At 56.2% G+C, this 12,585-nt stretch carries 12 protein-coding genes; 4 read left to right on the top strand and 8 right to left on the bottom strand.

The features are described from left to right. Positions 1–35 precede the first annotated feature (35 nt). The gene (locus AC1DIG_RS07025; RefSeq protein WP_477766701.1) at positions 36–665 is read left to right on the top strand and encodes a leucine-rich repeat domain-containing protein; all 630 of its coding nucleotides are present in this window, start codon (positions 36–38) and stop codon (positions 663–665) included. Positions 666–724: 59 nt separating this feature from the next. On the opposite strand, the gene argR is transcribed toward AC1DIG_RS07025, so the two are convergent. From argR to acs, 6 genes are all read right to left on the bottom strand, one after another. After that, on the bottom strand, positions 725–1,705 hold the full coding sequence (gene argR / locus AC1DIG_RS07020) for a transcriptional regulator ArgR (RefSeq protein WP_477766700.1): 981 nt from the start codon (positions 1,703–1,705) through the stop codon (positions 725–727). 244 nt (positions 1,706–1,949) lie between these two features. Further along, positions 1,950–2,714 (bottom strand): ABC transporter ATP-binding protein, encoded by a 765-nt coding sequence (locus AC1DIG_RS07015; RefSeq protein ID WP_019693166.1) that lies wholly within the window; start codon positions 2,712–2,714, stop codon positions 1,950–1,952. Positions 2,715–2,750: 36 nt separating this feature from the next. Then, a complete protein-coding gene (locus AC1DIG_RS07010) occupies positions 2,751–3,449 on the bottom strand; it encodes an ABC transporter permease (protein ID WP_019693167.1) in 699 nt (232 codons plus the stop codon). Beyond that, entirely contained in the window at positions 3,446–4,135 is a 690-nt protein-coding gene (locus tag AC1DIG_RS07005) for an ABC transporter permease (protein ID WP_477766699.1), read from the bottom strand. Before AC1DIG_RS07005 ends, AC1DIG_RS07010 begins: the two co-directional genes overlap by 4 nt. A 90-nt stretch (positions 4,136–4,225) precedes the next feature. Continuing rightward, positions 4,226–5,002, bottom strand: coding sequence for an ABC transporter substrate-binding protein (locus AC1DIG_RS07000; protein WP_477766698.1), 777 nt, complete (start codon positions 5,000–5,002; stop codon positions 4,226–4,228). Positions 5,003–5,719: 717 nt separating this feature from the next. Beyond that, positions 5,720–7,675, bottom strand: a complete 1,956-nt coding sequence (gene acs / locus AC1DIG_RS06995; RefSeq protein ID WP_477766697.1) for an acetate--CoA ligase — start codon at positions 7,673–7,675, stop codon at positions 5,720–5,722. Between the two features lie 416 nt (positions 7,676–8,091). Here acs and AC1DIG_RS06990 point away from each other — a divergent pair, with 416 nt between their 5' ends. From AC1DIG_RS06990 to AC1DIG_RS06980, 3 genes are all read left to right on the top strand, one after another. Beyond that, positions 8,092–8,355 carry a DUF2790 domain-containing protein gene (locus AC1DIG_RS06990; RefSeq protein ID WP_477766696.1) on the top strand — a complete coding sequence of 88 codons (264 nt, stop codon included), beginning with the start codon at positions 8,092–8,094 and terminating at the stop codon, positions 8,353–8,355. A gap of 664 nt (positions 8,356–9,019) precedes the next feature. Further along, a complete protein-coding gene (locus AC1DIG_RS06985) occupies positions 9,020–10,267 on the top strand; it encodes a ribonucleotide-diphosphate reductase subunit beta (RefSeq protein ID WP_477766695.1) in 1,248 nt (415 codons plus the stop codon). Between the two features lie 433 nt (positions 10,268–10,700). Continuing rightward, the gene (locus AC1DIG_RS06980; RefSeq protein ID WP_477766694.1) at positions 10,701–11,234 is read left to right on the top strand and encodes a BRO-N domain-containing protein; all 534 of its coding nucleotides are present in this window, start codon (positions 10,701–10,703) and stop codon (positions 11,232–11,234) included. 65 nt (positions 11,235–11,299) lie between these two features. Here the strand turns inward: AC1DIG_RS06980 and AC1DIG_RS06975 are convergent, their stop codons facing one another. Next, positions 11,300–12,112 (bottom strand): HNH endonuclease, encoded by an 813-nt coding sequence (locus AC1DIG_RS06975; protein ID WP_477766693.1) that lies wholly within the window; start codon positions 12,110–12,112, stop codon positions 11,300–11,302. 107 nt (positions 12,113–12,219) lie between these two features. Continuing rightward, positions 12,220–12,432 carry a type II toxin-antitoxin system Phd/YefM family antitoxin gene (locus tag AC1DIG_RS06970; RefSeq protein ID WP_477766692.1) on the bottom strand — a complete coding sequence of 71 codons (213 nt, stop codon included), beginning with the start codon at positions 12,430–12,432 and terminating at the stop codon, positions 12,220–12,222. Between the last annotated feature and the right edge of the window lie 153 nt (positions 12,433–12,585).

The raw sequence follows: 12,585 nt of genomic DNA, 5'->3' as shown, positions 1-12,585 counted from the left end.
CTGGCGGATTCGACTTCGTGTCCAACCTGTCGATCATGGGCGACCTGCCTGTACTGACGGCCGACTTCGGGCACATCCTGGAACTCTACCTGACGAGCACAGGCAACATAGCCCCAAGGGCAAACCGCTTCCTGGATTATTTTCCCAACCTCGGCAACCTTGCCATCCGGGGCTATCAGTTGGACAACATTCCCGACGCGGTCTTCAAAATGAGAAGGTTGACGGTGCTGAGTCTGCCAGAGTGCCGCATCACCTTGACCCGACAAACCCTGGATGCACTCGCCGGCATGGAAAACCTCGACAACCTGAATCTCGCAGACAATCCACTCGGCCTGATACCTGACCTGAGCCACATGAAGGAACTGTCTTCCCTGGACCTGAGCAACACCGGACTCACAGAAATGCCGAAGGGATTGCTCACCAGCACCAGCCTGACTGATGTTGATCTGTCCAATAACGCAATCACCGAAATGCCGATCGAGTTGATGGAAGCCAATCCCGATAACACGGCAAACTTCAACCTCAGTGGCAATCCATTCTCCGCACAAAGCCTGCAACGTATTGCGGCTTACTTCCATGAAACGGGGAACACGCTGGGCATCGACGCCGTTGCCGGAATGCCTCGCCCTGACGACATTGCGCCTGACGTTGATATGGAAAGCTGAATGATCACTTGAGTACGCTGGGTCATGGGAGCGCCTCCCATGACCTGCTCAGTCATTGGTTAGCCGCGCTCGGACGGCACCGAAGACAACTCGAACGGGCTGCTGCTGCGCCGCTGGTTGCGATCTTCCCGCGGCGTGGCGCCGAAGAAGTTGCGGTAGGCGCTGGAGAAATGCGGCCCCGAGGAGAAGCCACACGACAGGCCGATCTGGATGATCGACTTGCTGGTTTGCATCAACATCTGCCGGGCCTTGTTCAGGCGCAGTTCCAGGTAGTACTGGCTCGGCACGCGGTTGAGGTACTGCTTGAAAATCCGTTCCAGCTGCCGACGGGACACGCACACATGCTGGGCGATTTCGTCGGTGGTGAGCGGCTCTTCGATGTTGGCTTCCATCAGCAACACGGCCTGCGTGAGCTTTGGATGGCTGGAGCCGAGGCGATTCTGCAATGGGATGCGCTGACGCTCACCCCCCTCACGAATACGCTCAACCACCAACTCTTCGGACACCGCGCCAGCCAGTTCAGCGCCGTGGTCACGGGCCAGCACTGCCAGCAACAGATCGAGCACCGACATCCCGCCGCACGCGGTCAGGCGATCACGATCCCAGTCGAACAAATGGCTGGTAGCGATGACCTTGGGGAAACGCTCGGCGAAATCATCCTGCCAGCGCCAATGCACCGCAGCACGATAGCCATCGAGCAAACCGAGCTGGGCCAACGGATAGACACCGGCCGACAGACCGCCAATCACACAACCGGCACGCACCAATTGCTTGAGTGCGCTGCTGAGCGCTGGCGCCAACGTCGTCGGCGGCTCATCGGCCAGCAGGAACAGCTTCTGGAAATTTTCCAGCTTGCCGGTCCAGGGCTCACCCGGCAATTGCCAGGCCCCCTCGGCAGGTGCTTCGGCCTGCAGAAACGAGAGTTCGTAAACAACATCCGGATGCACGCGCTGAGCAACACGCAAGGCCTCCTCGGCCAGCGCCAGCGTCAAGGCTTTAGTGCTGGGCCAAATCAGGAAACCAATTCGATGGGCAGTCATGGCGGGCAATCCGAAACGAAACAGTGATGAAGGCATGGGCCAATGCTAGCCCGTAAACGAACACAAATCTCAAAGCCAGCAAGGATCCCCTGTGGGAGCTGGCTTGCCAGCGATGGCGGTATGTCTGTACCAGAGATGCAAACTGGCCTACCGCTATCGCTGGCAAGCCAGCTCCCACAAGGATCGGGGGCGGGCCTCTAAATTGCGAAGCATGCACTATCCTTGTGCACAACGGCAGTCCTGATTATTTCAAGCTGCCGGACAGGAATTGTTGCAGACGTTCGGACTGTGGATTGACCAGTACTTCACGCGGGTTGCCGCTTTCTTCAACCACGCCTTTGTGCAGGAACACCAACTGGTTCGACACTTCACGGGCAAAGCCCATTTCGTGCGTCACCACGACCATGGTCCGACCTTCCTGGGCCAGCGCCTGCATCACTTTCAACACGTCGCCCACCAGCTCCGGGTCGAGTGCCGACGTCGGTTCGTCGAACAGCATCACCTCAGGTTCCATCGCCAACGCACGGGCAATCGCCACACGTTGCTGTTCGCCACCGGACATATGGCCAGGGTAGGCATCTTTACGATGAGACACGCCAACCTTGGCCAGGTACAGCTCGGCCTTTTCACGGGCTTCGGCCTTGGACATGCCGAGGACGTGAACCGGCGCTTCCATGATGTTTTCCATCGCGGTCATGTGCGACCACAGATTGAAATGCTGGAACACCATCGACAGCCGCGAACGCATGCGTTGCAGCTGTTTCGGGTCGGCGGCTTTCAGCGCGCCGTCCTTGTTCGCCACCAGTTTCAGCTCTTCGTTGTTGAGCAGAATCTTGCCGGCGTGCGGTTGCTCAAGCAGGTTGATGCAACGCAGGAAAGTACTTTTGCCGGAGCCACTGGAGCCGATGATGCTGATCACATCGCCGGCCGCCGCTTTCAGGGACACGCCCTTGAGCACTTCGTGACTGCCATAGCGTTTATGCAGGTCTTGGACTTCAAGTTTGTACATGCTGTCGGTTCTCACAAAAACAGTCAGTCAGTGGTTTCAGTGCTTGCGCGGGGCGAGGTAGCCCAGCCAGCGGTGCTCGGCCATCTTGAACAGGCGCACCAGAATGAACGTCATGCACAGGTAGAACACGCCTGCGGTGATGTAGGCTTCGAACGGCAAGTAGTACTGAGCATTCACGGTACGCGCGGCACCGGTGATGTCGATCAGGGTCACGATGGACGCCAGACTGGTGGTCTGCAGCATCATGATCACTTCGTTGCTGTACTGCGGCAGCGCCCGGCGCAGGGCCGACGGCAGCAGGATGCGCTTGTACATCTTGAAGCGCGACATGCCCATGGCCTTGGCCGCTTCGATCTCACCGTTCGGCGTAGCGCGCAGGCTGCCGGCGATGATTTCCGCGGTGTAGGCGCTGGTGTTGATCGCAAAGGCCAGGCACGCACAGAACGTCGCGCTGGACAGCCACGGCCAAAGGAAGCTTTCACGGACCGCTTCGAACTGCGCCAGACCGTAGTAGATCAAGAACAGCTGCACCAGCATCGGCGTGCCGCGGATCACGTAGGTGTAGAGCCAGGCCGACATGTTGACGATCGGCTGCTTGGAAACCCGCATCAAGCCCAGCGGCAAGGCGGCCAGCAAACCGAACAGCAGCGACAGCGCGAGCAGTTTCAGGGTGGTGACCAGGCCGCCGAAGTACAGCGGCAAGGCCTCCCAAATGACGTTGTAGTCGAAGATCATAGATCAGCCGCCCTTACGCCTACCGAGTAGCGCTTCTCAAGGTGACGCAATGCCAGCAACGAGACACTGGTGATCACCAGGTACATCGCGGCCACTGCGAGGAAGAAGGTGAAAGGCTCGCGGGTGGCATCTGCCGCCTGCTTGGCCTTGAACATCATGTCTTGCAGACCGACCACCGAAATCAGCGCAGTCGCCTTGGTCAATACCAGCCAGTTGTTGGTGAAGCCCGGAATCGCCAGGCGAATCATCTGTGGCACCAATACCCGGAAAAACACCTGAAAACTGCTCATGCCGTATGCCGCACCGGCTTCTGCCTGGCCTTTCGGGATTGCCATGAAGGCCCCACGGAAGGTTTCCGACAGGTACGCACCGAAGATGAAACCCAGGGTGCCGATACCGGCGACCAACGGGTTCAGGTCGATGTAGTCGTCATAGCCGAGCAATGGCGCCACACGGTTGAGCAAGTCCTGACCGCCGTAGAAAATCAGCAGGATCAGCACCAGATCGGGAATCCCGCGGATCACCGTGGAATACAGATCGCCCAGCCTGGCCAGCCAGCGTACCGGCGACAGGCGCAATGCGACCCCGATCAGACCCAGAACAATGGCCAAGGCCATGGACGACAAGGCGAGCTGAAGCGTCAGCCATGCGCCATCGAGGATGACAGCCCCGTAGCCTTTCAACATGATTCAGGTCCTCGAAAGTTGGGATGAAAAAATGGCGCAAACCTCAGAGATCCTGTTGCTTGCGCCATTTCGGATGGACGTGCGAGCTATTTACTTACCGTAAATATCGAACGCGAAGTACTTGTCCTGGATTTGCTTGTACTTGCCATTCTCACGAATGGTCGCGATGGCTGCGTTGATCTTGTCCAGCTCAGCCTTGTCGCCTTTACGAACCGCGATGCCTACGCCGTCGCCGAAGTATTTGACGTCGGTGAACGCCGGGCCAACGAAGGCGAAGCCTTTGCCAGCGTCGGTTTTCAGGAAGCCGTCATCCAGCAAGGTAGCGTCTGCCACGGTGCCATCGAGGCGACCGGCAGCCACGTCCAGGTAGATTTCGTTCTGCGAGCCGTACGGCTTGACTTCAGCGCCCAGCGGCTTCAGGACTTCTTCAGCGAAACGGTTGTGGATCGAACCGCGTTGCACGCCGATTTTCTTGCCCTTGAGCTCGGCCAGGTTGTCGCTGACCTGCGTACCGGCCTTCATGACCAGACGTGCCGGGGTGTTGTAGTACTTGTTGGTGAAGTCCACGGACTTCTTGCGGTCGTCAGTGATCGACATGGACGACAGGATCGCGTCGATCTTGCGCACTTTGAGTGCCGGGATCAGACCGTCGAACTCTTGTTCGACCCAAACGCACTTGACCTTCATCTCTTCGCACAGGGCGTTGCCGATGTCGTAGTCGAAACCGACGATGCTGCCATCCGGAGCCTTGGACGCGAACGGAGGGTAAGCCGCCTCGATACCAATTTTCAGAGGCTTTTCATCGGCGAACGTTGGCAGGGACAGCACGGACAGTGCCAGGGCGCCAAGAAGCACGAGTTTCTTCATCTTAGGACTCCATCGGTATAGGGCGAAAACGGCAGAGTGAGCGACAGCCCAATATGCGAATGGGTGGAAACGGAAAGCGGCGCTGCGTCGTAGGATTGTTGCGGTGAGATCAGCTTTGATTTCAACGCGGGCAACGGCGAGCGAGTGATCGGCATTCTAACGACAGGCCCGAAGCCGATATTTCTTCAATGCGACAACAAATTACAGAAGCACCGAGAAACCCGACCGAGCACATTGACAGCCCTGCAAATTCATGCAAGAGCAAAAGACAGTGAACCGATCTATATTGCAAATTGCGGGCCTATTATTCGCAAACCCTTCTAATCCGGCAAGCGCAGCGTTGTGTCTTCTTTTTCAGGTGGCCTGAGGAGGCCCTGGAACGGGGCTTTGCGTTTCCCAATGTCTCGAAAGCGGGCGAGCGGTTACACATTTAGTTACTTGAGGCGGGGCGGGTAACAGTGGGAAGCGTCGTACGGGGGAAGCCGATAAATATTCGTTGTTGATGTGCTGCCCGACAGACCGCCATCGCGAGCAAGCTCGCTCCCACACTAAATCGTGTGGAAACACAAACCTTGCAAACCCCACAAATCCCCTGTGGGAGCGAGCTTGCTCGCGATGAGGCCAGCCCAAGCAATAGAGATTCCAAACCCGATCACCACAAAAAAGCCCCACCAGGCTCAACACCGGGCGGGGCTTTCGATGACTCAGGAACCGCTGTTACGCGACGCTCATGGTCTTGTGCGTATCAATCAAATGCTGCACCACACCCGGGTCCGCCAGGGTAGAGATATCCCCCAACCCCTCGTATTCCGCCGTGGCGATCTTACGCAGGATACGGCGCATGATTTTCCCCGAGCGGGTTTTCGGCAGGCCTGGCGCCCACTGAATCACATCCGGCGAGGCAATCGGTCCGATCTCTTTGCGCACCCAGTTTTTCAGTTCCAGGCGCAGCGCTTCACTCGGCTCTTCGCCACCGTTGAGGGTGACGTAGACATAAATGCCCTGCCCTTTGATGTCATGCGGCACACCGACCACCGCCGCTTCGGCGACTTTCGGGTGAGCGACCATCGCGCTTTCGATCTCGGCAGTACCCATGCGGTGACCGGAAACGTTAAGCACGTCATCCACACGCCCGGTGATCCACCAGTAACCGTCTTCATCGCGACGCGCGCCGTCACCGGTGAAGTACATGCCACGGAAGGTCTTGAAGTAGGTGTCGACAAAGCGGTCGTGATCGCCGTACAGCGTACGCGCCTGACCTGGCCACGAATCGAGAATCACCAGGTTACCCTCGGCAACGCCCTCGATGATATTGCCCAGGTTGTCCACCAACGCCGGCACCACCCCGAAAAACGGACGCGCCGCCGAGCCTGGCTTGAGCGCGTGAGCGCCCGGCAGCGGGCTCATCAGGGTCGCGCCGGTTTCGGTCTGCCACCAGGTATCGACGATCGGGCAACGGGATTGGCCGACGTTCTTGTAGTACCAGTCCCACGCTTCCGGGTTAATCGGCTCACCGACCGAACCCAGCAGACGCAGGCTGCTGCCATCCGCACCTTCAACGGCTGCGGTGCCCGAGGCCATCATGGCGCGGATCGCGGTTGGCGCGGTGTAGAGGATGTTGACCTTATGCTTGTCGACGATCTTCGCCACCCGGGTGATGTCCGGATAGTTCGGCACACCTTCAAACAGCAAGGTGGTCGCGCCGTTGGCCAGCGGGCCATAGACAATATAAGTGTGGCCGGTGACCCAGCCGACGTCGGCGGTGCACCAGTAGATTTCGCCCGGACGGTAGTCGAACACGCGCTCGTGGGTCAGCGCGGCGTACAACAGATAACCGCCGGTGGTGTGCTGCACGCCCTTCGGCTTGCCGGTGGAGCCGGAGGTATACAGGATGAACAGCGCTTCTTCAGCGCCCATCTCTTTCGGCGCACACACAGTGCCCGCGACTTTCATCAGGTCTTCGTACCAGATGTCGCGGTGCTGGTTCCACTTGATGTTGCCACCGGTGCGCTTGCACACGATGACCTTCTGGATGCTGCTGGTTTCCGGGTTGGTCAGCGCGTCATCGACGTTGGCCTTGAGCGAGATCTTTTTGCCGGCACGCAGGCCTTCGTCAGCGGTGATCACCACTTTCGATTTGCAGTCGATGATCCGACCGGCCAGGGCTTCCGGCGAGAAGCCGCCGAACACCACCGAGTGAATCGCACCGATCCGGGTACAGGCCAACATGGCGACCACGGCTTCGGGAATCATCGGCATATAGATAGTCACCACGTCGCCGCGGTGGACATCCTGGCCGCGCAAGGCGTTGGCGAACTTGCAGACTTGTTCGTGCAGCTCGCGGTAGGTGATGTTGCGACTCTCGGCCGGGTCATCGCCCTCCCAGATGATCGCGATCTGATCGCCACGCTCGGCGAGATGGCGGTCCAGGCAGTTATAGGAAACGTTCAGGGTGCCGTCGGCGAACCATTTGATGTCGACATGGTGATCGTCGAAGGACGTCTGCTTCACCGTGGTGAAAGGCTTGATCCAGTCGAGGCGCTTGGCTTGCTCGCGCCAGAAGCCGTCCGGGTTGACGACCGACTGCTGGTACATGGCCTTGTAGGTCGCCTCGTCAGTCAGCGTGTTGGCCGCAACCTCGGGACGAACGGGATACAGAGAAGCCGCACTCATCTTTCTTACCTCGGTGGAATAGTTGTTTTTGTATGGCCCCGTTGTAGCCCGGGGCGGGCCTATAGAACCATTCGACGATGGTAGTAACAAGCCCCTACAAAATGTCGTATTTACCGAGCAAGCCGCTCAGACACCGCGATTTACGCGGGTTTCAGGCGTTTTTAGAAAGGTGATTCGGGAGTCTACATGGTCGTTTTTACGAGATTGTTACAGGAAATGCCAAAAGTCTTTATCAAAAGCACACCTATATACGGGTAACTCGCACGCCTAAAATCAGCCTCGCCAACAAGGCAAGCGTGATTAACCCAGTTGCAGCCCCCACGAAGGCAGTTAATCCAACACTCTGCAATCAAGTTCCACACGCAACCCCAAAAAGGTTGCGTGACCCCATTCGACCTCAGAAAGGTAAAATTGAAATGAAAGCTTTATTGGTTCTGGCCCTCAGCAGTCTGTGCGTAACCGCCATGGCAGACGAGATCCCGACTGATGCTGCCAGCAACACCGTACCGGTTGAGGAATACACTTACTCGACTCACTTGGACATCGCCAAAGTTATCTCCATGAGCGAAGTTCCAAGCGTTTGCGAAGTTGTACCAGCCCGCATGGAATATGAAGACTCGAAAGGTCAACGGCATATTCTGCGCTACAGCGTAATGGGTAACGGCTGCTCCAACGGCTGATCATCAACGCTGAGGTTTGGCTGATTGCCGAACCCGACATCACCGCCCGGCCTTCGTCGGGCGTCGTTGTGTCTGGAGACACAGAAACCCGAACCAAAACACTACATGTAGTGTAAAAAGCCGTTTTTGGTTGTTTTTTGAACAGATCATCCGATCAACAATTGTCACCCAAAACTGCACACAATCGCGCCCCGAAAAACACCCCATCTCCCCTGCAAGTCCCACCCCATCGGGCTTGCGGCGTTTTGCCAGCCAACACCGACGTCATCAACGCTGCCGAGTCGCCAAAAAACAGCAAAAAAAATCTTCACCGGCCAAAGCCCTGTAAACCCTTGCTCCGCCTTGATTACGCGCCCTGCCGAGGGTTCTCTGAGCCACTTCGTCGCACCACAACCGTGAAAAAACACCTATAATGCGCCCGTAAATCGGGCCTGCAACATCCCCTTACAGGAGGATGCAGGACGCTGAGGCCACCGCAGGAGCTGACGACGTTATCTCCGCCCTTAGCGACTTCAGGACACCCGTACACATTTCTGTTTTTTGCCTGCGTATTGCTGCAACAAACGATTCCTTTTAGAGACAACGCGGCCAGCGGACCGTGTGAAAAACCGACCATCAGTGTTTTCACACGGGCGACTGGCCCTCACGCAGGAGACGACACGTCATGCTGAGCTGGGACGAATTCGACAAAGAAGACGGCGAAGTTGTCGCCAAAGGCGCCAATGCTGGCCACGCAACTGAAGCCAACATGGACCGCCTCGACAGCGCCGGTGGTGCCGCAGCCCTTGAAGCTCGCGCCGTAACCGCCACCGACTCGGCTGCGATCGTTCGCGCCAAGGCCGCCCTCGACAAACTCGACGTCGCCGAAGGCCTGGCCGAACTCGAAGGCGCTTCTGCCCGCGTTGCGGTCGACGAAAAGCGCATGATCAACTGCCGCGCCGACCTCAACCAACTCGTCCCGTTCAAATACGACTGGGCCTGGCAGAAGTACCTGGACGGCTGCGCAAACCACTGGATGCCGCAAGAAGTCAACATGACCGCCGACATCGCCCTCYGGAAAAACCCGGAAGGCCTGACCGACGACGAGCGCCGCATCGTGATGCGCAACCTCGGCTTCTTCTCCACCGCCGACTCCCTGGTTGCCAACAACCTGGTGCTGGCCGTGTACCGCCTGATCACCAACCCGGAATGCCGCCAGTACATCCTGCGCCAGGCGTTCGAAGAGGCGATCCACACCCACGCCTACCAGTACTGCATCGAATCGTTGGCCATGGATGAAGGCGAGATCTTCAACATGTACCACGAGATCCCATCGGTCGCGAAAAAAGCCACCTGGGGCCTGAAGTACACCCGTTCGATCTCCGATCCGAAGTTCGAAACCGGCACCGTCGAAACCGACAAAGAACTGCTGCGCAACCTGATCGCCTACTACTGCGTTCTGGAAGGCATCTTCTTCTACTGCGGCTTCACCCAGATCCTCTCCATGGGCCGCCGCAACAAAATGACCGGCGTCGCCGAGCAGTTCCAGTACATCCTGCGCGACGAATCCATGCACCTGAACTTCGGCATCGACGTGATCAACCAGATCAAAATCGAAAACCCACACCTGTGGGATGCTGAAATGAAGGAAGAAGCTTCGCAGATGATTCTGCAGGGCACTCAGCTGGAGATCGAATACGCTCGTGACACCATGCCTCGCGGCGTGCTGGGCATGAATGCGGCGATGATGGAGGACTACCTGAAGTTCATCGCTAACCGTCGTTTGTCGCAGATTGGTTTGAAAGAAGAGTATCCAGGGACGACTAACCCGTTCCCTTGGATGAGCGAGATCATGGACTTGAAGAAAGAGAAGAATTTCTTTGAGACTCGGGTTATTGAGTATCAGACTGGTGGGGCTTTGAGCTGGGATTGATTTCTGGCTTGAGATGCTTGCTTGAAAAAGGTCGCCGAATGGCGGCCTTTTGTTTTTTGAAGCTGGACGGTTCGTCTTAGAACACCTTTCCTTCCGAGTGTGAATTTCAAGAGACTGAAGTACCTCCAGACACGAACCTCTCCCTGCGCCCTACAAGCAATCTCCTACAACAATCAGCGAAACAATCACCTACCCACGCCCCTGTGCCACCACTACTCTATTGGAAGGTGCCTAAGAAACGCCCAACGTAGCGACTACCTCTCCCCATAATGCCAACCGGACTTTTGATGTGTCCTCTTGGTTTTGTGAGATGCGGTGTAGTCTGTTGGGGTTATTTACATCCTCTACGTTGGGCCAACCCAAATGCTTGTAGAGGCTATGTAAATGACTTTTCTATCCGCCTACAAATGGCTAAACCCTCAGGTGGTCGAGCATGATTGATGACCACTTCGAAGCGATACTCTTCATCCGCCACCACCGTCATCTACATGCTATCTGGCTGGAATCTCAAGCTTGGTTCTGCGCTCGCGACTTTGGCCGTTTACTTGGGAGATACCTCGATGAACGAGCAGTACGCAAACTCGATCCAGATCAAAAGCGCATGCTCTGGCTTCGCCGCTATGGCGAAAATCACGGATCACTCATGATCAGTGAATCTGGTGCTTATGCACTGCTTATCCATCACCATTTCCCTGAAAACCGCAACCTGCGGCAATGGCTAACCCATGAAGTGGTGGCGGTACTGCGTGATGCACACCAACCCGTAAATATGACGCTGCCGAATGTGAGCTTACTGAAGTGGCCCGGACTGTCGCTTAGCCTGCTGCATTGGCATAACGAACCTTGGGTCAGGCTGCGAGACCTACCGCAGGTCATGTCTGATCCAGAGCTATCTGAATATAGGAGAACACCAAAGCGAAAACGCTCTTGGTGGCAGATCGCAACTCGTTTTATCCATGTGAACTGAGGTTTGAAACAGTTAACGTGTGAGGCATGTATCCAGCAAGATTTGCCTCACATCATCTAACTACCTTAGGTCAAATCGTCGAAAACCCACCGACCATGGAGCATGCTTTTCAGTTGCTCGACGCTCAGCAGCGTATCCGGCCTCTTATGGACAACCGCGTGGCAGTTTGCGCAGAGTGTAATCAGGTCTGTCGCTGGATCGACTGACTGATCCTCCTCATATTCGGAAATGGGCTTCACATGGTGCACATGGATAAAGCCTTTTGCATGCTCGCCATACGCCTTCTCGAAATCAAAACCACAGGCTTTGCATTTGAGCCCATGAATAGCTATTGCTTGGCGCCGAAGCTTTGGACAGCGCTCATACTTCACACCGAAATATGTGATTTTTTTCCCTTCAATACCGACGGTCCTAGTCTCAAAATCCTGCGCACCATCGGTTAGGCTGGAATCATCGACCTGATCCGACTTCAACACCGCAAGGGCGTGGATGCTGTCAAATGCGGCTTGATCAATTACCCGGACACCGTTACGCCAGTAATTATCTTTGAGTTTTGGAGGAATCGGCTCAAGGTATACCCCATCAACTTTGTTCGGAACTGCAGATTCAAAGGGTTTAAAGCCCTCAATGACTGCAAACAAGTCACCTTTTGTGCTGTTCTTGTCTGCATGCACCCTCCCTATTCGAGCAACACCAAAATAATGAGGGTCGGCGCTCAGGCGCTGATCCGAAAAAGCCTTGTTTCTCATTTTGCCTTTGTAATACAGCACCGCGGTTCCTTCGGTAAGAATCGCCCTGTACTGCTTCGGGAAGTGGTAAAGCGCCCCTGTTTGATCGGCCCACTTCGACTCATCATTTTCGACAATGACAGCTGGCATCCATTCATCCTCTTAGCAGAGGATGAAGCCTACCAAATTAAGAGAAAACTCCTACACGATCAGCGAAAGAATTCTACGACTCTCGATCAGTAAATGAGAGATGTCACTCAAGCAGTATTGTCAAAATTCGCAAATATCCGGATTTTCCCCTTCAACCGCCCAGGCTTGCGTACCCGAGGCGTATCGATATGGGGCAGCAGATCCAGATAAGGTTTACCGGCCTTAGTAATCACAATCTCGTCGCCATGCCATGCACGCTCGGCAAGTTGGGAGAGCTGGGATTTTGCTTCGCGCATGTTTACTTGTACCAGTTCAGTCATATGGCACCTCCACAGAATTAGCCAAGCTAGCCCGAGTCGTAGACTTTCGATAGACAAGGTGTTGAGTTGACCTTCTGTCAAAAATGACTTCTCAAGTGGGCATCAGTGGAATCGCCCCCTCACCCTAACCCTCTCCCCAAAGGGGCGAGGGGA

The sequence above is a fragment of the Pseudomonas sp. 05N431 genome (assembly GCF_056397005.1).
The sequence above is the reverse complement of the archived record's forward strand: the minus strand, read 5'-3'. Positions and strand labels throughout refer to the sequence as shown.

Excerpts from the sequence above, each read along its gene's own strand:
- AC1DIG_RS07015 (WP_019693166.1), bottom strand. The coding sequence starts at position 2,714 with ATGTACAAACTTGAAGTCCAAGACCTGCATAAACGCTATGGCAGTCAC.
- AC1DIG_RS06990 (WP_477766696.1), top strand. The coding sequence starts at position 8,092 with ATGAAAGCTTTATTGGTTCTGGCCCTCAGCAGTCTGTGCGTAACCGCC.
- acs (WP_477766697.1), bottom strand. The coding sequence starts at position 7,675 with ATGAGTGCGGCTTCTCTGTATCCCGTTCGTCCCGAGGTTGCGGCCAAC.
- AC1DIG_RS07000 (WP_477766698.1), bottom strand. The coding sequence starts at position 5,002 with ATGAAGAAACTCGTGCTTCTTGGCGCCCTGGCACTGTCCGTGCTGTCC.
- AC1DIG_RS07010 (WP_019693167.1), bottom strand. The coding sequence starts at position 3,449 with ATGATCTTCGACTACAACGTCATTTGGGAGGCCTTGCCGCTGTACTTC.
- AC1DIG_RS07005 (WP_477766699.1), bottom strand. The coding sequence starts at position 4,135 with ATGTTGAAAGGCTACGGGGCTGTCATCCTCGATGGCGCATGGCTGACG.
- argR (WP_477766700.1), bottom strand. The coding sequence starts at position 1,705 with ATGACTGCCCATCGAATTGGTTTCCTGATTTGGCCCAGCACTAAAGCC.
- AC1DIG_RS06975 (WP_477766693.1), bottom strand. The coding sequence starts at position 12,112 with ATGCCAGCTGTCATTGTCGAAAATGATGAGTCGAAGTGGGCCGATCAA.
- AC1DIG_RS07025 (WP_477766701.1), top strand. The coding sequence starts at position 36 with ATGGGCGACCTGCCTGTACTGACGGCCGACTTCGGGCACATCCTGGAA.
- AC1DIG_RS06970 (WP_477766692.1), bottom strand. The coding sequence starts at position 12,432 with ATGACTGAACTGGTACAAGTAAACATGCGCGAAGCAAAATCCCAGCTC.
- AC1DIG_RS06980 (WP_477766694.1), top strand. The coding sequence starts at position 10,701 with ATGATTGATGACCACTTCGAAGCGATACTCTTCATCCGCCACCACCGT.